Origin of the sequence: Phyllobacterium calauticae (assembly GCF_019991125.1) — a bacterium.
GTDB classification, from domain to species: Bacteria; Pseudomonadota; Alphaproteobacteria; order Rhizobiales; family Rhizobiaceae; genus Phyllobacterium; species Phyllobacterium calauticae.
Genome location: NZ_JAGENB010000017.1, coordinates 1 through 19,639, shown reverse-complemented (window position 1 = coordinate 19,639; position 19,639 = coordinate 1). Strand labels below are relative to the sequence as shown.

Genomic DNA, 19,639 nt, shown 5'->3' with positions numbered 1-19,639 from the left:
CACTGTCGCCGGGCAGAGCTGCGATATCGAGGTCTCCGCCCTGCCCGTCGATGAGCCTCGGCATCTGTCAGGATGACATTTTAACTTTGCACAACAAGCGACATTTCAACCTTGCTGCCACATGATGTTGTAGCCGGGTACATTCCATTTCGAAGTGCAACGTCCGTTCAGGCTTGCTTCCAAGATACGCGCACTGTTTCGGGGCGATTATTTTGTACCAGGTACAATGAATCACGAGATTGTATATGGATATCGCATAATCGCGGGTTTATATCGGTGGTCGTTTCCCCACGGCTAGCCGCCGTTTGCAAATCCGCGACATTTTCTTTCCGATGTGTACGCGCTACCGAGAGCGAACCCGACCATGTCGGACCAAATCAGTCAGGCCTCCCAGGCCCGGCCACGAACGATCCAAACGCCTGACAACAAAACAACAGGTCCGAACTTCCGCACCATAGCGCTTATCATTGCCAGTGCCATGTTCATGGAACAGCTCGACGCGACGGTGCTGGCAACGGCGTTGCCGACCATGGCACGCGATTTTGGCGTTCAGCCACCTGCCATGAGCCTGGCGCTCACCTCCTATCTCCTCAGTCTCGCCATCTTCATCCCGGCGAGCGGCAAGATTGCCGACCGGTTCGGATCCCGCACCGTTTTCAGCGCGGCAATCGCGGTTTTCGTCTTTGGTTCGATCCTTTGTGCGCAGGCCCCGGATCTGCGCTTTCTCGTTCTCGCGCGCATCATTCAGGGCCTTGGCGGTGCGATGATGATGCCGGTTGGCCGGCTCGTGCTGATGCGCAGCGTCGCGCGCAAGGATCTTGTTTCAGCGATGTCCTGGCTGCTGGTTCCCGCGCTTGTCGGCCCCATTCTCGGGCCGCCCGTGGGCGGGCTGATTGTCACCTATTTCGACTGGCGCTGGATTTTCTACATCAATGTGCCGATCGGCTGCATTGGTTTCATTCTTGTCAGGCGCTTCATCGAGGAGGTGAAGGGGGTGTCCGACGGTCCCTTCGATTTTCTCGGTCTTTTCCTTTCCGGCATTTCACTCGGTTCTCTCCTCTTCGGTTTCGAAATGGCAAGCCGCCCGGGTGAAGGGGAACTGGCAGCCGTTCTTGTTGCTGTGGGGATGGTTTTCGGTGCGGGTTATCTCGCACATGCCAAGCGGCATCCCTCCCCCATTCTCGATTTCTCGCTCATGCGCGTCAGCAGCTTCAGCACGTCTGTCATCGCCGGGTCGCTGACCCGCATCACCCAGGGGGCACAGCCGTTCCTGCTGCCCCTGATGCTGCAGCTCGGCTTTGGATTTTCTGCGGCGCGCGCGGGCGGCATCGTTGTCGCCACGGCACTGGGCTCCATGATGATGAAGGCCGTTGCACCGAAAATCCTGCGGCGCTTCGGTTTCCGCGCAAGCCTTATCGTCAATGGCCTCATTGCGACGTTTGGTTACGCCCTTTGTGCAGCCTTCCGGCCGGACTGGCCCCTGCCCCTCATCTTCGCTGTTCTGCTTTGCTGCGGGTTCTTCATGTCGTTCCAGTTCACGGCCTACAACACGGTGGCCTATGACGAGATCGGACGGGAACGCATGAGTTCTGCGACCAGTTTCTATACGACATTCCAGCAGCTCATGTTGTCGCTCGGTATCTGTGTCGGCGCATTGGCCCTTTCGGGTTCAATGCTGGTTCGAAGCCATGCGACACCGGAACTTGGCGACTTCTCGGCGGCGTTTCTTGTTGTAACGGCAATCTCCCTCACCGCGACGATCTGGAACCTCCGCTTTTCACAATCGGCAGGGGCCGACATCAGCGGTCACACGAAAATGGTCAAGGCTCCCGGCGAATAGGATTGCGCAGCGGCTGGCTTTACCCGCCCTCACCGCATCTTGATTGTGCGGCCAACAAGCCTTGCAAAATAACAACAGCAGATATGTCAGTATTGTTGACATATCTGCTGTTTTACGGTGCTATGCATCTGCAAACAAACGGGAGGAAACAATGGGCGAGTGGGATGCTCTGTACGCAACACGCACGAAAAACATGCGTGCATCCGAAATACGCGAACTGCTGAAACTGCTTGATCAGCCAGACATCATTTCCTTTGCCGGCGGTATTCCGGACCCCGCCCTCTTTCCCAAGGAAGCGATACGGGAAGCCTATGAGGCTGTTCTCAGCCAGAATGCTGACGTCGCGCTGCAATATTCGGTGAGCGAGGGATATCGCCCGCTGCGCGAATGGCTGGTGCAGCACATGGCGTCGCTCGGCGTGCCCTGCACGATCGACAACATCATCATCACCACGGGCTCGCAACAGGCACTGGACTACCTCGGCAAGCTGTTCATATCACCCGGCGATACGGTGCTCACGACCTGGCCCACCTATCTTGGGGCCCTCCAGGCCTTCAACGCCTATGAGCCGCGCTATGACCGCCTCAACCCCGAACAGGGAAACATGACGCCGGTCGCCTATCGCGACGGTGCAAAGGCTGCAGGCGGTGATGTAAAGCTTGCCTATCTGACGGCGGATTTCTGCAACCCGACGGGCGAAACGGTCAGCCAGGATGGCCGCATCCGCCTGATTGAGCTGGCGCACGAACTCGACATACCGCTGATCGAAGATGCGGCCTATCAGGCCTTGCGGTTCGATGGAGAGCCCGTGCCGTCGATGCTTGCCCTCGATTGCGAACGTGAAGGACATATCGACCGCACGCGTGTCGTCTACTCCGGCAGTTTCTCCAAGACCCTTACACCCGGCTTGCGTGTCGGCTGGATTTGCGCTGCACAGCCTGTGATTGCCAAGCTGGTCCTGATTAAACAGGCTGCCGATCTGCACAGCCCGACCATCAATCAGATGACAATCCATCACGTGGCGTCCCGGGATTTCGACAAACAGGTCGAGAAAGTGCGCAACAGCTACCGCCAGCGCCGCGACTATATGCTCGATGCCCTTGCCCGTTTCATGCCGCCAGGCGTGACGTGGACAAAACCGGAGGGCGGCATGTTTGTCTGGGTCACCTTGCCGGAAGGCATGGACGGCGCAGCCCTCCTCGCACAAGCGCTGCAAAAGGTGCGCGTGGCGTTCGTTCCCGGCTTTGCATTCCATGCGGACGGGACCGGCAAGAATACCATCCGGCTCAACTTCTCCTTGCCCAACAAGGAAGCAATCGAAATCGGGATTTCCCGTCTCGGCAAGCTGATTGCCGAAGAAGCCGCCTGACGGCTCGCACTGTTCCGTGACAAAGAAAGCAGCCTGATTTTAAACAGGCTGCTTTTTGGTATCCGGGGCGTACCTGCGCACGTGCCCTGCATCGATCCGGGCCGTCGCTGCCCCTGTCAGGAGGCGGCAACAGGGATAGCGTTTGCAGCCATCAGTAGCAACTTATTAACCTTCATTTTCTATTCGATTAGGCAAGTTTACGAGCAACATCCAATCGCTTCGCTTGCAGGTATCATGCGTATTCCAAGAACAAATTTCTCAATGAAGTCAGACGATTACGTAGACGAATATGGCGATGCGCACGAATCGCCAGCGTCTGCACAGCCGCCTGTGGCTCAAAAGCCGACCGTGCCGGAGGCGGTGCAACCGCCAGCTCCGACCCAGGCGGCTCGAAATAGTGTGCCAAACGGTTCGGGAAACATGCGCACTCCTGCTGCTTCGCCCTATGAGCCGGTCTCCACCCGACGTTCCATCGAGGCCCCTGCGTCAACCACGCCAAGCGGCGGGATGCGCGCGCCTGCACGTGCGCCGATCACACGTGCGCCGATCACACTTGAGCCGGATACGGATCCCACGGCTCCCATTTCAAAGCGGATGTTCTCCCTGTCGGCCAATGTGCGTTTCACCCGCACCCCCGATACCGTTCTGCAAAAGCACCGCGACGGGGCCGAAAGCGCAACGCCGGCACCTGCTCCCAAAGTGGAAAGGTCGATTGCCGCGCCAAAGGCGGCCATCCCGGCGCCAACCCCGAAGATTCCTGCTGTCGCTCCGGCGGCTCCCAAGCCGGTTGCTGGCGAGACTGCTCTTCGCAAGGCCCCTGCCCCGGCGCAGTCCGGTTTGCCGCGGGCCCCGGCATTCGTCACAAACTATGCACCGGCGGTCGTCACGCACGCACCAGCCGCTCCCGTTGCGCGTGAGGCCCGGCCAAGCCTGCAAACAAGCGGCGCGCAGCCAATTCCACAAAAATCCGGAACGCTGGATTATCTCTCGGATTATGCATTCTGGGAATCGATGGAGTTCTCGGGCAGCTTTGTTGCTACCCCCGCAGCCTCTGCGTCGAAGGCTGTACGCAAGATCGCACCCGATGCCATTACCGCGTTGTTCCGTGTTGTCGAACTCCGGCAGCCGCATGCCACCACCGCTCCTGTGACCACAGTGCCCGCAGGTCCGGCTCCCTTGCCTGCCGCACCGATTGTTCCGGTTGCACCGGCGGCCGTTGCAGCTGCCACGCGCCAGCGCCAGGCCGATCCGGTCGTGGAAAGCGCTGCCGTTATGAATCCGGCGACTGATGTGCAAGAGGAAGTGACTTTTGCTCGCGCTGCGGCGGCACCATTGCCGCCGGAAGAAGTGGCCGTTGAAGAAAAGCCGTCACGGCTACAGGTAACGGTGCGCCAGGAGAAGCCCGCTATCGTGCCGACCCGCCTTACACCGCTTGCCGTACAGTCCTATGGCGAGATGTATGAGCGCCCGCCGCTGTCGTTGCTGCAGGAACCGGCGGAACGCGCGGAAGTGATCATTACGCAGGAAGCGCTGGAACAGAATGCCGGACTTCTTGAAAGCGTGCTTGAGGACTTCGGTATCCGTGGCGAGATCATTCATGTGCGCCCCGGACCGGTGGTGACGCTGTATGAATTCGAGCCGGCACCCGGCATCAAGTCCTCTCGCGTTATCGGCCTTGCCGATGATATTGCCCGTTCCATGTCGGCCTTGTCAGCCCGTGTGGCGGTGGTGCCCGGACGCAATGTCATCGGCATTGAACTGCCGAATGCGACGCGCGAGACCGTGTACTTCCGCGAAATGATCGCTTCGCCGGATTTCGAGAGCACCAAGCTTAAGCTGGCGCTCTGCCTTGGCAAGACCATTGGCGGTGAGCCGGTTATCGCTGAACTCGCCAAGATGCCGCATCTGCTGGTTGCCGGTACAACGGGTTCGGGCAAGTCGGTTGCGATCAACACCATGATCCTGTCGCTCCTCTACCGGCTGACGCCGGAAGAGTGCCGCCTGATCATGGTTGACCCCAAAATGCTCGAACTGTCGATCTATGACGGTATTCCGCACCTCCTTACCCCTGTTGTGACCGACCCGAAAAAGGCGGTCATGGCACTGAAGTGGGCGGTACGCGAAATGGAAGACCGTTACCGGAAGATGTCAAAGCTGGGCGTGCGCAATATCGACGGCTTCAATGCCCGCGCTGCCCTCGCCAAGGAAAAGGGCGAGACGGTGATGTGCACCGTCCAGACCGGCTTCGACAAGGGCACGGGCGAGCCCATTCATGAGCAGGAAGTCATGGATCTGACGCCGATGCCCTATATCGTCGTTATCGTCGACGAGATGGCCGACCTGATGATGGTGGCGGGCAAGGACATCGAAGGCGCCATTCAGCGCCTCGCCCAGATGGCCCGTGCTGCGGGTATCCATCTGATCATGGCCACGCAGCGTCCGTCGGTCGATGTCATCACCGGCACGATCAAGGCGAACTTCCCGACCCGTATTTCGTTCCAGGTGACCTCGAAGATCGACAGCCGCACGATTCTGGGCGAACAGGGTGCAGAGCAGTTGCTCGGTCAGGGCGATATGCTGCACATGGCGGGCGGCGGGCGGATTTCCCGCGTACATGGCCCGTTTGTCTCCGACGAGGAAGTCGAGCGCGTGGTTGCGCATCTGAAGGCGCAGGGTCGTCCGGATTATCTCGATACGGTGACTGCCGACGAGAGCGAAGAGGAAGAACCGGAAGCGGAAACCGGCGGAGCGGTTTTCGATAAGGGAGCTGTTGCGGCGGAAGACGGCAATGAACTCTACGACCAGGCGGTCAAGGTGGTCATGCGCGACAAGAAGTGCTCCACGTCCTATATCCAGCGGCGTCTGCAGATCGGTTACAACAGAGCTGCATCGTTGGTGGAGCGCATGGAAAAGGAAGGGCTTGTCGGACCGTCCAATCATGTCGGCAAGCGGGAAATTCTCTCGCACAGCCGGGACAATGCGCCGTTCAGCGCTGCAGATAGCGTGGAATAACCTGTCCGAATAAAACGCACCTTGCGTCTGCACGTTTGCTATGTCATGACGCGCGTCCTTGATTTGGGCGCGCTGGGCCCATTCGACGGGCTTTGTCCCGATTTCTGACATTCATGGCATAAAGGAGCGCGGCAATGGCTCAGGCGCTGGGTTTCGACTTTGGCACAACCAATACGGTTTTGGCATTGGCGGATGGGACAAAGACACGCTCGCTATCCTTCACCAATGCGACCGGCACAGCCGATAGCATGCGCACGGCACTATCCTTCATGAAGGACCCTCTTGCCGGTGCGGCGGCATTGAAGGTTGAGGCCGGGCATGCGGCGATCCGGCAGTTCATCGATAACCCCGGCGAATGCCGCTTTCTGCAGTCGATCAAGACATTTGCCGCGAGTGCCCTCTTCCAGGGCACGCTTGTCTTTGCAAAGCGCCATTCGTTTGAAGACCTGATGGAAATTTTTGTGCGCCGGTTGCGGAGCTATGCCGGTAACGATTGGCCCAAGGACGTCAAACGCATCGTGACCGGCCGGCCGGTGCATTTCGCCGGCGCCAATCCGGATCCCGCCCTGGCAACGGCGCGTTACAACCAGGCGCTCACCCGGTTCGGTTTTCCTGAAATCCACTATGTCTACGAGCCGGTGGCTGCGGCTTTCTATTTTGCCCAGAACCTCAAGGCCGATGCGACCGTTCTTGTGGCAGATTTTGGTGGGGGTACGACCGACTATTCGCTCATTCGTTTCGAGACGCACGGCGGAAAGCTCAGCGCAACGCCCATCGGCTATTCCGGTGTCGGCATTGCCGGCGATCATTTCGACTACCGGATGATCGACAGCATCGTCGCTCCGCAGATCGGCAAGGGAAGTTTCTTCAAAAGCTTCGACAAGACGCTCGAAGTCCCCTCCTCCTACTATGCCAATTTCGGCCGGTGGAACCAGTTGTCCATCTTCAAGACATCACGGGAGTTTGCCGAACTGAAGAAGCTGGTGCGGTCCAGTCTGGAGCCGGAAAAACTTGAGACGTTCGTCGATCTTGTCGACCACGATGAAGGTTATCCGCTGTATCAGGCCGTGTCGGCCACCAAGATGGCTCTATCGACCGCCGACGAGGCTGAGTTCAATTTCGAACCGCTCGGTCGCGGCAGCCGCAAGCTCATCAAGCGTAGTCAATTCGAGGGATGGATTGCCGGTGATCTCGCCCGCATCCAAGGCGCGCTTGACGATGTCCTTGAACGGACCAATACGGTGGCAGGTGAAATTGACAAAGTGTTCCTGACGGGCGGGACATCGTTTGTCCCAGCCGTGCGACGCATATTCACCGAACGTTTCGCGCAGGACCGGATCGAGACAGGCGGCGAACTGCTCTCGATCGCGCATGGGCTTGCGCTCATTGGCGAACGCGACGACATCCCGCAGTGGACTGCATAAATGCTGCCCGGCCCTAATGGCCGGGTATCAGATATCAAATGTGCGCCATGCCGGCTTTGGATCCGCCCCTGGTGTATGCTCGGCAGTGTTGCAGAAGGTCAGGGGCGTCTTGCCGTCTGCCCTCTGGTAAAATTCTGGATTTGTCGTGGAAGCGGTTATCGTCATGACATCTGGCCATTCGGATTCGTATCCAACGGCGGTCGTGGCAATCAGCGCGGCACACAGCGCCAGACTCAACAGATAAATGCGTCCCAGATTTTGCGGTCCTTCGGTGCGTTCCCTTACATATTCCGGTTCACGCTCGACATTGCTTCTATGCATGATGACTCTCCGGATAGTTTAAATTGGATGCAGGCAGTACAGTTCGAAAGGCTGGGGGAGTTACCGCCGCAATCGGGGCAAGTTTTTGACCGATCCGGACACATCGGAATCACATCTTATTGATGGAAATCATGCGGTGAATTTTAACGTCTCCGCACCGCGCTGGATGCGGCATATGTTGCGAGGTCCAAGCTCAGAGATTGTGGGCCTTGCGTGCCATAAGGCATTCCGGATCGCCCGGCATGCAGGAGCGGCACACTTCGGGCCGCACGTCGTAAATTCCGCAAGCGGTGGTCTTGCCGATTTCACCAGTCAACGCGGAGCAACGGACACCGACACATCGCATGCCGCTTTCATCACTGGCAACATATTTGGCTGGAATAAGCGCAAGCTGCGCGTCGTCTTCCGTGGAAAATCGCGGCCACTGGGATGAGTAGCAGCAACACGCACCGCAGGATTGGCAATCAAAAATCTCGCCTGCCTCCATACGCCTTATTTGCCCTTGCGTTTGCGCGCCGGCGTCTTGGGAGCCGCATTGAAGAGATCACTATCGCCTGATCCGGTTTCGGTATCCGAAGAAGGCGCAGCCGATTCAAGCTTTTCAGGCTTGGCAACTTTTGCTGGTGCAGGGCTTTCGGTAATTGCCGGGTCTTTGGCGGTAAACTTGATGGCCATTGTTCAATCCTCTCGTGTTCGCCCTGATGAGCGATACGGATTGCCAAGCAGACCGACAGCGCAGGAAGGGAGCCGTTGTTTACTCCGTATACGGCACCGATACTAGGCTTGGGGGCTATTTATCTGGGGAAGCAGCATGAGACAATGGGCTGATCAGGACACCACCAACTGCCTCTTGACCCTGATGACAGGTGCATCAACAGGGATGTCCTTCTTGCGGAAGGAGTCGACAATGGCGGTCATCGTCATTGTCCCGGCGGCGACCAGGTCGAAATTCTTCTCGAGCCGCATCCACTCGAACAGCAGCCCGGACATCGTGCTTTGCAAGGCGCGCGCCGCAATGTCCGGGTGCCAGGCGGACGACAGCATGCCGCGCTTCCTGGCCAATGTCGTCAAACGCAACAGCATGTGATGAACCTCGTCGTTGAGCGCACGTAGCCGCTCCAGGACCTGCGCCATTTCACCGACGTACTCACAACGCTGGGTGATGATGGTGAAAACCCGCTGTTTTCTCGGATCACCGGCAAAGTTCTCAAGACAATAGATGGCGGCATCTAGGGCAATATCGAGAGGGTTGGCGTTCTCGCAATAGATTGCCTTGGTAAGAAGATCGTCCTGTGGCAGTCGCACACGCTCGACAACTTCCTGATAGAGTTCGATCTTGTCCTTGAAGTGGAAGTAGATGGCGCCGCGCGTTACGCCAGCATGTTCGGCAATCTGGTTCAGGGTTGACCGATTGACACCATGTTCCAAGAAGACAATCTCCGCGGAATCCAGAATGGCTTCCCGCGTTGCTCCTGCCTCGGCTTTGGTCCTGCGCATAGTGCCTCCTTCGCTCGGGTTATCCCTCCGGGATGCCGGGACATCGTCAGCGAGCTATCCGATGGCGGCCATTCGTACCGCTGGTTCGATAACCCAAACGTGATCGCGTCCGGTCGATTTTCCGACACAATATCACGCTTTCGTTTATTTACAATCACGGATGTATGTTTGTACATGCACCCAGATATTCCTCGGACAAGCGAACCCTCCCATGACTTTGCTCGGTACCCGTTTTCTCAGTCTCGTTTTTCTTGCAGGCGCGACGCTGGCACTCAATTTGCCGGCTAATGCCCAGCAAGCAGGCGGCAAGGCCCCTCCCCCGCCACAAGTAACAGCGGTTGCCGTTCAGCCGGAGGAAGTGGACCTGTCGTACCAATATGCGGCGCGGATTACGGCTTACCGTGATGTGCAGGTGCGTGCCCGTGTTGGCGGTATTCTCCTGAAGCGGAATTTCATCGAAGGTTCGGAAGTCAAAGCCGGCGATCTGCTGTTTGAGATCGATCCGGCGCCTTATGAAGCGGAGCTCGCCCGCGTCCAGGCCCAGCTGCAACAGGCTCAGGCACAGTACGCTCAGTCCATACGGGATGCGGATCGGGCGCAGACACTGGTGGACCAGAAAGTGCAGAGCACCGCGGCACGCGATACGGCGGTATCGACACGGGATTTGAACGCTGCAGCGGTTGCCGCGGCAAAGGCGCAGGTCAGGACAGCAGAACTCAATCTGCAATATACGAAAGTGACTGCGCCCATCAGCGGTGTGACAACACGCGAGCAGGTTTCGGAAGGCAGCCTGATTGGAACAGATGCGGCTTCCAGCCTGCTGACATCGATTACGCAGACCGATCCGGTCTATATCAACTTCTCCTTTACCGATACGGAAGCGGCGGAAATCCGCCGTCTGCTGGACGAGCGCAAAGCCAAGGGGCTCGAAGCCAACAAGCTTGCGGTCAAACTCTCCTTTGGCGACGGTACGGTTTACAATCATCTCGGAACCATCGATTTCACCTCAAGCAGTCTTGATCTGGAAACGGGCACGCTGGGAGTGCGTGCCATCATCGACAATCCGGAGCGCCGTCTCCTTCCCGGCCAGTTCGTCCGCGCGACGGTGACGGGCGTGACGGTGAACGATACGATCGTCATTCCCGAGGCGGCCCTGATGCAGGGACCCAAAGGCCAGTTCGTCTATGTGGTGAACAATGAAGGCAAGGCGGAAGTCCGGCCACTCAATCTCGGTCAGCAGGTCAACAAGGGCTGGATCGTACTTTCCGGCCTCGCCGCCGGCGACCGTGTGGTCACGGAAGGCGTCATCAAGGTCAAACCGGGACAACTGGTTTCGGCGACTGACAGTGTGAAACAGGCGCTGGTGACCCAATGAACCGGTTCTTCATCGACCGGCCGGTTTTTGCGGCCGTCATTTCGATCATCATCGTTCTCGCCGGTATTGTCGCGATAAGGGTGCTCCCGATTGCCCAGTATCCGGAATTGACGCCGCCGCAGGTGGTGGTCAGCGCCAATTATCCGGGCGCCAGCGCCGAAACCATCGCCCAAACCGTGGCATCACCGCTGGAGCAGCAGATCAACGGCGTCGAAAACATGCTCTACATGCAGTCGACCAACTCGGCCAGCGGCCAGATGCAGCTGACGGTAACCTTTGCGCTGGGGACGAATGCTGACCAGGCGACGATCAACGTCAACAATCGCGTGCAGCGCGCGACATCGACACTGCCACAGGACGTGACCCGGCAGGGTGTGACCGTCGCCAAGCGCTCCACATCCATTCTCGGCCTTGTCGCGATGTTTTCCGAGGGCGGCCAGTATGACCGCACCTATATCGGCAATTACGCGCTGCTGAACGTTGTCGACGATCTGAAGCGCATTCCGGGTGTCGGCGACGCGCAGGTTCTCGGCAATCCCAACTACTCCATGCGCATCTGGCTGCGCCCCGACAAGCTGGCACAATATAGTTTGACCCCGACGGATGTGGCAACGGCCATTCGCGAGCAGAATTCCCAGTTCGCCGCCGGCAAATTTGGTGATCAGCCCGATCCCCAGTCCAATGCCTTCACCTATTCCGCCACAACAATGGGTCGCCTGCCCGACGCCAAGGCGTTCGAAAACATCATCCTGCGTTCGTCGCCCAATGCCGCAACCCTGCGGCTGGGTGATGTGGCCCGAGTGGAACTCGGAGCGCAGAGCTATGCGGTGGACAGCAAGCTGAATGGAACGCCAGCTATCCCTATTGCGGTCTATCTGCAGCCGGGCGCCAATGCGCTCAATACGATGGAAGCCGTGCGCAGCCGCATGGATGAGCTGAAAGCTGCCTTTCCCACGGGCATGGACTATTCGATCCCCTACAACACCACCAAATTCATCCAGGCGTCGATCGATGAAGTCGTGACCACCTTCATCGAGGCGATTATCCTCGTCGTGCTGGTGGTCTTCATCTTCCTGCAGAACTGGCGCGCCACGCTTATTCCGGTCATTGCCGTTCCAATCTCGATCATCGGCACATTTGCCGGCATGTACGTGCTTGGCTTCTCCATCAACCTGCTGACGCTGTTCGGTCTCGTGCTGGCGATCGGTATCGTGGTCGACGATGCGATTGTGGTGCTGGAAAACGTCGAACGTATCATGTCGACGGAAAAGCTGCCGCCGCGTGAGGCGGCGATCAAAGCGATGAGTGAGGTGACCGGACCCGTTGTTGCCATCGTGCTGGTCCTGTGTGCGGTGTTTGTGCCTGTATCCTTCATGGGCGGGCTTGCCGGCGCCATGTACAAGCAGTTCGCGGTTACCATCGCCATGTCGGTGACCATCTCGGGCATTGTCGCATTGTCGCTGACGCCGGCGCTCTGCGGCCTGATCCTGAAGCCGGGTCATCATGAACCGGCCCTGCCCTTCCGTATCTTCAACCGGGCTTTTGACCGCGTGGCATCAGGCTATACCTCGGGCGTTCGCTTCCTGATCAAACGGGTTGCCATCGGCTTGACGCTGTTTGCCTTCCTGATCGGCGGCACGGCCTATATGTTCTACAAGATACCGGGCTCGCTTGTCCCTGATGAAGATCAGGGTGTTCTTCTCAGCGTTGCCGTGCTGCCGCCGGCGGCCTCGTTGACACGAACGAAAGCGGCCATGGAGCAGTCATCGCAGAATCTGGCGAAGCACCCTGCGGCCGAGAACGTCTTTGCCATCGCTGGCTTCGATCTCCTCTCCGGTGGGCAGAAATCCAATGCCGGCACCACCTTCCTCACCCTGAAGGACTGGAGCCAGCGCAAGACGCCGGAACTCGATTCCCGCAATATGGCGGGTCCGATCATGGGGATGAATGCGGGTATCAAGGACGCCATGGTGCTGGCATTCAATCCGCCGCCCATTCAGGGATTGAGTACGACGGGCGGTTTCGAGCTTTACGTACAGAACCGTACAGGGAGCGACGTGGCCAAGCTCACGGACGCCACAAATAAAATCGTCGAGGCCGCATCCAAGCGCCCCGAACTCACGAGCGTGAGAACGACCTTCGATCCGAATGTGCCACAGTACCAGCTTGACCTCGACCGCGACAAGGCCAAGGCGCTGAATGTCCCGATCAATTCTGTCTTCGATGCCATGCAGGCCTCTTTCGGCAGCCTCTACGTGAATGATTTCACGCTGTTTGGCCGCAACTATCAGGTCAACCTGCAGTCGGAAGCGGATTTCCGCCGTACGCCCGATGACCTGCGCCAGGTGTTTGTGCGTGCCAATTCCGGCAGTATGATTCCGCTCAGCGCCCTGGTGACCGTCAAGCGCATTGTTGGTCCGGATCAACTCGAGCGGTTCAATGCCTTCAGCGCCGCCAAGGTGACCGGCAATCCGACACCGGGTTACACATCGGGCGATGCCATCAAGGCCATGCAGCAAGTGGCCAAGGAGACGCTGCCCGAAGGCTTCCAGATAGCCTGGACTGGGTCCTCCTTCCAGGAACTGGCAACGAGCGGTACAGGCTCGCAGGCGATGATTTTCGGCATCATCATGGTGTTCCTGATCCTGGCGGCCCAGTATGAAAAATGGAGCCTGCCGCTGGCGGTCATCATGGCGGTGCCTTTCGCACTTTTCGGTGCCTTGGCCGCGACCATGCTGCGCGGATTGACCAATGACGTGTACTTCCAGATCGGCATGGTGACGCTGATCGGTCTTGCGGCAAAGAACGCTATCCTGATTGTCGAATTCGCCGTCCTGAAACGCCAGGAAGGCTATTCGGCGGCAGAAGCCGCCATCGAGGCTGCACGGCTGCGTTTCCGGCCGATTGTCATGACTTCCCTCGCGTTCATTCTGGGTGTTGTGCCGCTGGCCATCAGTTCAGGTGCCGGTTCGGCAAGCCGTCATGCGATCGGTACGGGTGTTATCGGTGGCATGCTGGCGGCGACCTTTATCGCGACATTCTTCATCCCGATGTTCTACCGGCTTATCGCCTGGAAGGACCCGGGCAAGAAGAAATCATCCCTGCCCGATACGCACCCGGCGCCGGCGCCAGCTGAGTAGCAGATGAAGCCCCCTCCCCGCTCTGGAACGAGGGGGCTTTCTTTTTCCGGTTAAGACTTTGCTTGTGATGTTTGCTTGTGCCGAGACTTTTGCACGCGAAGATAGAACGCGGTCGTAAAACCTGCAAAGACCATGCAGAGCCCGCTTGTGATCAACACCGCGCCCCACAAGGAGAAGAAATCATTGATCTCGGCGGATTGCGGTTCATCGGGATCATAGAAGACGGTAACGATTTCGTTGCGTGCAAAGGACGGTGGATAGGAAGCACTTGTCGACTTGAATTCGATTTTGGTGCCATCCGCTGTCATGAATTCGACCATGGGCCGAGAAAGAGCATGTCCCCCGTTTCCGGACGACTCCAGCAGCATTTCAACGACGCGCCCCTGAGCCCGTTGCGCGTGAACGATGAAACGATGTGCGTGTATTGCCAAATAACCTGAAATTCCGAAGAGAATCAGCGTCACGGCGAGAAAGACAGGTTTGGCGATTGTTGAGCCACGCATGGGCAGAGTTTTTAATGATCTTGGCGTATAGATCAAGTCTGCGCTGAACGCTAAGAAGGCGGCTGGCGATACGTGGGAGGAAGCGATGGCCGTTCGACGCATAGTGCCAAATCTCAAGGCATCCGATCCTGAACATGCGAGGAAATTTTATCAGGAATTGCTCGATCTCGACGTGGTCATGGATCACGGGTGGATACTGACATTCGCCTCTGATGTGACCTCCAGGCCGGAGGTAAGTGTGGCAAGCGAAGGCGGTTCAGGCACCCCCCTCCCCTCCCTTTCCATCGAGGTCGATGATGTCGACATCATCTATCAGCGGGCAAAAGCAGCCGGACTGGAGATTCCATACGATATAACCAATGAGCCATGGGGGGTGCGCCGCTTTTATGTCTGCGATCCCTTCGGAAATATCGTCAATATTCTCTCACACGGCTGAACCTATATTTCGGTTAACCATTTAACTATATGATTTTAAAACAAGATAGTTCTTATACGGTCATGTCCGCGGGGTTACTTTCCACTAGAAAGTCGATGAAGGCGCGAATGCGGGCAGCCATATGCTCATGTCCGGCGAAGACGGCATGGATAAACTCCATGTCTTCCGGATTATAATCATCGAGAACCGGTACGAGTGTACCAGCATCAAGATCCTTCTGCACGTGAAACTGGCCAATGCGCGCCAGCCCCAGTCCCGCAATCGCCAGCTGGCGCACGCTCGATCCGTTATTGGCCTTGAAGTTGCCTTTCACAGCGATGGGGCGAATGCGCTCCTCCCCCGGGTAGCGGAACGCCCACTCGTCCATGCTGCGGCGAAAGTTGAACGTCAGGCAATTGTGCTGTGCCAACTCGTCGGGGCTCTGCGGAACACCGTGCTTGGCCAGATAGTCAGGCGCAGCCACGACCACGCGGCGGCTCTCGCCCAGTTTGCGCGCCTTCAAACCCGAGTCGCGCATGGGGCCGGTGCGGATGGCCACATCGGCGCGCTCTTCAATGATGTCGATGACACCGTCCGAGAGTGACAGGTCCAGCTCGACATCGGGATAACGCGCCAGGAAAGCCGGCACCAGGGGAACGATGCAGCGCGTCCCGAAACCCACCGACGAGTTGACGCGTAACAGACCGCGCGGAACGGCAGCGCCGCCCGAAGTCATCAGACGTTCCGTCTCCTCGATTTCGGCAATGATGCGCACCGCGCGCTGATGATAGGCCTCGCCTTCCGGCGTCAGCTGCAGTGCCCGCGTCGAGCGAACAAGCAGGCGCGTGCCGAGGCGCTCTTCGATCCGGGTGATCAGCTTGCTGATGGCAGAGGGCGACAGACCAAGCCGTTCGGCCGCGGCGGTAAAACTGCCGCGCTCAACGGCTTCCACGAAAACCTCCATCTCGCCTGCGCGATTGTTCACGGCAAACACCTCGGCCATTCATATGAATTCATTTCACAGACCATAGTTCATTTTACTGCATTATAACAGCAATGGGTTTGCGCCATATGTCAGTCAGTAACCGTGGAATAATACAGGAGAACATAATGCATTCCGTTTCAGCCAATGGTGCCTCGATACCCGCTCTGGGTTTTGGCACGTTCCGTATGCCCGGGGCCGATGTCCTGCGCATGGTGCCGCATGCGCTCAAACTGGGTTTCCGCCACATCGATACTGCGCAGATCTATGGGAACGAAGCCGAGGTCGGCGAAGGTCTTCTCAGTTCGGGTGTTGCACGTCGTGATGTATTTCTGACAACCAAGGTCTGGGTTGACAATTATCGGCGTGATGCCTTTGTCGCCTCGGTCGAAGAGAGTCTGAAAAAACTGAAAACCGACTATGTAGACCTTCTGCTGCTGCATTGGCCGAACAGTGCAGTACCGCTTGCCGAACAGATCGGCGCCCTGAACGAAGTGAAGGCGGGGGGCAAAGTGCGCCATATTGGGGTGAGCAACTTCAATACGGCGCTGATGGCCGAAGCAATGGCGCTGACCGATGCACCGCTGGTGACCAATCAGGTGGAGTATCATCCCTATCTCGACCAGAAGCCCATCATCGATGCGGCACGAAAGGCTGGCCTGTCGGTGACCGGCTATTACGTGATGGCAGACGGCGCTGTCTTTGCCGATTCCGTGCTCAAGGATATCGCTGCGCGCGAAGGAAAAACCGTTGCCCAGATTGTGCTGCGCTGGACGGTGCAGCAGAGTGGGGTGATTGCTTTGTCGAAGACCGTGAGCGAGGCACGTGCGATCGAAAATTTCGCCGTTTTCGACTTTGCTCTCAGTGATGCGGATATGGCGGCGATCCATGGGCTTGCGCACACGGACGGCCGTATCGTCAGCCCGAGCGGCCTGGCTCCGGTGTGGGATAAAATTGCGTAAGCAAGGCCGCATGGAAGAACACTGTCTGCGATGCGATGAAACTGCAATTCACCTCCATTGTCTTTGCAAGGGAGGTGAATTGCCGGATACCTGTTATGGTACAACGAAAGGTGATTCCATTTCATTTGCCGATGACCACGCAATGTTGTGATTGTTTGGCGTTGTACGCGTACAACTCATCGGCAATGACGGCCATCTGCCAGTGCGGGATTCGCGGGCAAGCATTCCTGGAATTGGTTGTACGCGTACAACTGCGGTGGCTTCCTGGGGCGTCAGCCCACTTAACTGTTGGTTAACCTAAAACAGTTTGCCACAAAAAGAGAATCTCTCCATATTGTAATCAGCGCATATTTTTAAAGTTTGGACCAAAATGCGCGGATGAGAGGTTGAGATGCTTGATCAGAACCCGGCAGATGTGCCCGCAACGACGTTGCGGTCGTTGATCGCATCTGACGCTGAAGATTTGGCGCGGCAGCTGCAAGCCCATCAATCGCGCATTTTCCCGCCCACGGCGCAGAAGACAATCCGTCTTTTCACGCCGGCTGAGGCTGCAGACTTCATCGGCATTCATGAGGGGTATTTGCGCCAGATCGTGGCGGATGGTCATGGCCCTGCGCCGCAACCCAATGGTCGCAGGCTCTATTCCGTCAATGACCTGGAAGAACTGCGCCGTCTGCTCGATGCCAACGGCAAGAGTGCTGCCAAATATGTGCGGCATCGCCGGGACGGTGAAAAGCTGCAGATCATTTCGATCATGAACTTCAAGGGCGGAAGCGCCAAGACGACGACATCCGCACATTTGGCGCAGTATCTGGCGCTGCGGGGATATCGCGTGCTTGCCATCGACCTCGATCCGCAGGCTTCGCTTTCCGCCATGTTCGGGCACCAGCCGGAACTGGATGTGGATCAGAACGAGACATTGTACGGTGCCATCCGCTACGGCTCCGACCGCAGGCATATCACCGAAATCGTTCGTGCAACCTATACGCCGAACCTGCACATCATTCCGGGCAATCTGGAATTGATGGAATTCGAGCATGAAACGCCGAAAGTTCTGGCGGACAAGCGCCCCGATACGATGTTTTTCTCGCGGATCGGTGAATGTCTTGCCGATATCGAATCCGCCTATGACGTGGTCATCCTCGATTGCCCGCCGCAACTGGGCTTCCTGTCGCTGTCGGCCCTTTGTGCGGCAACCGCCATCCTGATCACGGTTCATCCGCAGATGCTGGATGTGATGTCGATGTCGCAGTTCCTGCACATGACCAGCGATCTGCTTGCCGTGGTGGAGAATGCCGGCGGCAAGACCGACTATGACTGGATGCGCTATCTGGTGACGCGTTTTGAACCGAATGATGGCCCGCAGAACCAGATGGCGGGCTTCATGCGTTCGATTTTCGGCAATCGCGTTCTTGAGAATGAAATGCTGAAATCCACGGCGATTTCCGATGCCGGCCTGACCAAGCAGACGCTCTACGAAGTGGACCGTTCGCTGTTCACGCGCGGCACCTACGATCGCGCACTGGAAAGCCTGACATTGGTCAATGGTGAAATCGAAGAACTGCTCCGTAGAACGTGGGGAAGGAAGTAACCCATGGCGCGCAAGAACCTGTTTGAAATGACGCCGGATACCGCTGAACCGGAAGCTGCGGCACCTGTCAGGACGACGCTCGGTCGGCCTTTGCTGGGCCTTGATCGTCCATTGCGCCCGGCAAGCCCCGTTGGTGCAATCTCCCAATCGCTGGACGGCATATCCGCCAAGGCGCAGCGCGCGGAAGAAATTGAAAAGCGCCTTGCCGAAGGGCAGGCGATCATCGAGCTTGATCCTTCGCTGGTTGATGCCTCGTTCGTTGTTGATCGTCTCGGTGTTGATGCTGAGGATCAATCCGGTCTGGTCGACCAGATCCGTGAACACGGCCAGCAGGTCCCGATCCTGGTGCGCCCGCATCCTGAAAGGGCAGGGCGGTTTCAGGTTGCCTATGGTCACAGGCGTCTGGCCGCCATCAAGGAGATCGGCGGGACGGTCAAAGCCGTTGTACGCGATCTCACGGACGAGCAACTGATCGTCTCGCAGGGCCAGGAAAACAACGCCCGCACGGATTTGTCGTTCATTGAACGGTGCTATTTTGCGGCAAAGCTGGAAACCAAGGGGTTTGGCCGCGAGACGATCATGTCGTCGCTTGGCGTGGATAAAGCGGCACTGTCACGGATGATTGCCCTGGTAAGGCGCGTGCCATCGCCATTGATCGAAGCGATCGGCCCGGCTCCGTCTTTTGGGCGGCAACGGTGGGCAGAAATCGCTGATATGGTCGAGGACAGGGCCAAGCGTATGCGGGCCCTCAAGCACGTTGAAGATGCAGATTTTCTCGCAGCCAGGAGCGATGCCCGCTTTCAGATTGTCTTTGATCTCCTCAAGATCAGCAAAGACAAGCCGCGTGTGACGGCCTGGACTGCGCCTGATGGAACATCTCCGGCGAAGATCAAGGAGACCGATACGGCGCTTAATATAGCTTTCGACAAACGGAGTGGCGCGCAGTTCGGCGCTTTTGTCGAGCGCAAGCTACTGACTTTGTTTGAAGAATTCCGCAAGGAAACAGGAGACTAGACACCGCAAAAGAAAAAAGCTCCCGAACGTTGCCGTCGCGGAAGCCCTTCTCACAGTGTGGTAACTTGAGAATCGCATTTCCGGGAATCAGTGTCAAGACTTTTTGGCGTCGTTTGGGCGGATGGATTTCTTTTGCCTATTGAAAGGTAGAAGACGATGCAGTCGGGGAATGCATTCACGACGCCCTTCGGGCG

The 19,639-nt window shown here is 57.7% G+C and carries 16 protein-coding genes; 10 read left to right on the top strand and 6 right to left on the bottom strand.

The features are described from left to right. Positions 1-364: 364 nt before the first annotated feature. The 4 genes from J1W56_RS25500 (at position 365) to J1W56_RS25485 (ending at position 7,645) form a co-directional block, all read left to right on the top strand. Entirely contained in the window at positions 365-1,840 is a 1,476-nt protein-coding gene (locus tag J1W56_RS25500; RefSeq protein WP_223616092.1) for an MFS transporter, read from the top strand. Positions 1,841-1,991: 151 nt separating this feature from the next. After that, on the top strand, positions 1,992-3,209 hold the full coding sequence (locus tag J1W56_RS25495) for an aminotransferase-like domain-containing protein (RefSeq protein WP_223616091.1): 1,218 nt from the start codon (positions 1,992-1,994) through the stop codon (positions 3,207-3,209). A 420-nt stretch (positions 3,210-3,629) separates the two neighbouring features. Beyond that, entirely contained in the window at positions 3,630-6,221 is a 2,592-nt protein-coding gene (locus tag J1W56_RS25490; protein WP_223616090.1) for a DNA translocase FtsK, read from the top strand. Positions 6,222-6,355: 134 nt separating this feature from the next. Next, positions 6,356-7,645, top strand: a complete 1,290-nt coding sequence (locus J1W56_RS25485; protein WP_223616089.1) for an Hsp70 family protein — start codon at positions 6,356-6,358, stop codon at positions 7,643-7,645. A 27-nt stretch (positions 7,646-7,672) separates the two neighbouring features. Here J1W56_RS25485 and J1W56_RS25480 read toward each other — a convergent pair whose 3' ends face one another. The 4 genes from J1W56_RS25480 to J1W56_RS25465 form a co-directional block, all read right to left on the bottom strand. Beyond that, positions 7,673-7,966 carry a hypothetical protein gene (locus J1W56_RS25480; RefSeq protein WP_223616088.1) on the bottom strand — a complete coding sequence of 98 codons (294 nt, stop codon included), beginning with the start codon at positions 7,964-7,966 and terminating at the stop codon, positions 7,673-7,675. Between the two features lie 193 nt (positions 7,967-8,159). Beyond that, positions 8,160-8,453 carry a YkgJ family cysteine cluster protein gene (locus J1W56_RS25475; RefSeq protein WP_223616087.1) on the bottom strand — a complete coding sequence of 98 codons (294 nt, stop codon included), beginning with the start codon at positions 8,451-8,453 and terminating at the stop codon, positions 8,160-8,162. A 5-nt stretch (positions 8,454-8,458) separates the two neighbouring features. Next, positions 8,459-8,641: a hypothetical protein gene (locus tag J1W56_RS25470; protein WP_223616086.1), complete on the bottom strand. Its 183-nt coding sequence runs from the start codon at positions 8,639-8,641 to the stop codon at positions 8,459-8,461. 153 nt (positions 8,642-8,794) lie between these two features. Then, the gene (locus tag J1W56_RS25465; protein WP_223616085.1) at positions 8,795-9,463 is read right to left on the bottom strand and encodes a TetR family transcriptional regulator; all 669 of its coding nucleotides are present in this window, start codon (positions 9,461-9,463) and stop codon (positions 8,795-8,797) included. Between the two features lie 211 nt (positions 9,464-9,674). On the opposite strand from J1W56_RS25465, the gene J1W56_RS25460 reads away from it, so the two are divergent. Further along, on the top strand, positions 9,675-10,838 hold the full coding sequence (locus J1W56_RS25460; RefSeq protein WP_223616084.1) for an efflux RND transporter periplasmic adaptor subunit: 1,164 nt from the start codon (positions 9,675-9,677) through the stop codon (positions 10,836-10,838). Then, positions 10,835-13,978 (top strand): efflux RND transporter permease subunit, encoded by a 3,144-nt coding sequence (locus J1W56_RS25455; protein ID WP_223616083.1) that lies wholly within the window; start codon positions 10,835-10,837, stop codon positions 13,976-13,978. Before J1W56_RS25460 ends, J1W56_RS25455 begins: the two co-directional genes overlap by 4 nt. A 50-nt stretch (positions 13,979-14,028) precedes the next feature. On the opposite strand, the gene J1W56_RS25450 is transcribed toward J1W56_RS25455, so the two are convergent. Continuing rightward, a complete protein-coding gene (locus tag J1W56_RS25450) occupies positions 14,029-14,583 on the bottom strand; it encodes a DUF3592 domain-containing protein (protein ID WP_223616082.1) in 555 nt (184 codons plus the stop codon). On the opposite strand from J1W56_RS25450, the gene J1W56_RS25445 reads away from it, so the two are divergent. Continuing rightward, the gene (locus J1W56_RS25445; RefSeq protein WP_223616081.1) at positions 14,567-14,917 is read left to right on the top strand and encodes a VOC family protein; all 351 of its coding nucleotides are present in this window, start codon (positions 14,567-14,569) and stop codon (positions 14,915-14,917) included. The genes J1W56_RS25450 and J1W56_RS25445 overlap by 17 nt on opposite strands. Positions 14,918-14,969: 52 nt before the next feature. Here the strand turns inward: J1W56_RS25445 and J1W56_RS25440 are convergent, their stop codons facing one another. Continuing rightward, the gene (locus J1W56_RS25440) at positions 14,970-15,881 is read right to left on the bottom strand and encodes a LysR family transcriptional regulator (protein ID WP_223616080.1); all 912 of its coding nucleotides are present in this window, start codon (positions 15,879-15,881) and stop codon (positions 14,970-14,972) included. 125 nt (positions 15,882-16,006) lie between these two features. Here J1W56_RS25440 and J1W56_RS25435 point away from each other — a divergent pair, with 125 nt between their 5' ends. From J1W56_RS25435 to repB, 3 genes are all read left to right on the top strand, one after another. After that, positions 16,007-16,840 carry an aldo/keto reductase gene (locus J1W56_RS25435; protein ID WP_223616079.1) on the top strand — a complete coding sequence of 278 codons (834 nt, stop codon included), beginning with the start codon at positions 16,007-16,009 and terminating at the stop codon, positions 16,838-16,840. 391 nt (positions 16,841-17,231) lie between these two features. Continuing rightward, entirely contained in the window at positions 17,232-18,431 is a 1,200-nt protein-coding gene (gene repA / locus J1W56_RS25430) for a plasmid partitioning protein RepA (protein WP_223616078.1), read from the top strand. A 3-nt stretch (positions 18,432-18,434) separates the two neighbouring features. After that, the gene (gene repB, locus J1W56_RS25425; protein WP_223616077.1) at positions 18,435-19,445 is read left to right on the top strand and encodes a plasmid partitioning protein RepB; all 1,011 of its coding nucleotides are present in this window, start codon (positions 18,435-18,437) and stop codon (positions 19,443-19,445) included. The last annotated feature ends 194 nt before the right edge of the window (positions 19,446-19,639 follow it).

Bases quoted from the DNA above. Each gene is read 5' to 3' on its own strand.
- J1W56_RS25500 (WP_223616092.1), top strand. From the start codon at position 365: ATGTCGGACCAAATCAGTCAGGCCTCCCAGGCCCGGCCACGAACGATC.
- J1W56_RS25495 (WP_223616091.1), top strand. From the start codon at position 1,992: ATGGGCGAGTGGGATGCTCTGTACGCAACACGCACGAAAAACATGCGT.
- J1W56_RS25490 (WP_223616090.1), top strand. From the start codon at position 3,630: ATGCGCACTCCTGCTGCTTCGCCCTATGAGCCGGTCTCCACCCGACGT.
- J1W56_RS25485 (WP_223616089.1), top strand. From the start codon at position 6,356: ATGGCTCAGGCGCTGGGTTTCGACTTTGGCACAACCAATACGGTTTTG.
- J1W56_RS25480 (WP_223616088.1), bottom strand. From the start codon at position 7,966: ATGCATAGAAGCAATGTCGAGCGTGAACCGGAATATGTAAGGGAACGC.
- J1W56_RS25475 (WP_223616087.1), bottom strand. From the start codon at position 8,453: ATGGAGGCAGGCGAGATTTTTGATTGCCAATCCTGCGGTGCGTGTTGC.
- J1W56_RS25470 (WP_223616086.1), bottom strand. From the start codon at position 8,641: ATGGCCATCAAGTTTACCGCCAAAGACCCGGCAATTACCGAAAGCCCT.
- J1W56_RS25465 (WP_223616085.1), bottom strand. From the start codon at position 9,463: ATGCGCAGGACCAAAGCCGAGGCAGGAGCAACGCGGGAAGCCATTCTG.
- J1W56_RS25460 (WP_223616084.1), top strand. From the start codon at position 9,675: ATGACTTTGCTCGGTACCCGTTTTCTCAGTCTCGTTTTTCTTGCAGGC.
- J1W56_RS25455 (WP_223616083.1), top strand. From the start codon at position 10,835: ATGAACCGGTTCTTCATCGACCGGCCGGTTTTTGCGGCCGTCATTTCG.
- J1W56_RS25445 (WP_223616081.1), top strand. From the start codon at position 14,567: ATGGCCGTTCGACGCATAGTGCCAAATCTCAAGGCATCCGATCCTGAA.
- J1W56_RS25450 (WP_223616082.1), bottom strand. From the start codon at position 14,583: ATGCGTCGAACGGCCATCGCTTCCTCCCACGTATCGCCAGCCGCCTTC.
- J1W56_RS25435 (WP_223616079.1), top strand. From the start codon at position 16,007: ATGCATTCCGTTTCAGCCAATGGTGCCTCGATACCCGCTCTGGGTTTT.
- repA (WP_223616078.1), top strand. From the start codon at position 17,232: ATGCTTGATCAGAACCCGGCAGATGTGCCCGCAACGACGTTGCGGTCG.
- repB (WP_223616077.1), top strand. From the start codon at position 18,435: ATGGCGCGCAAGAACCTGTTTGAAATGACGCCGGATACCGCTGAACCG.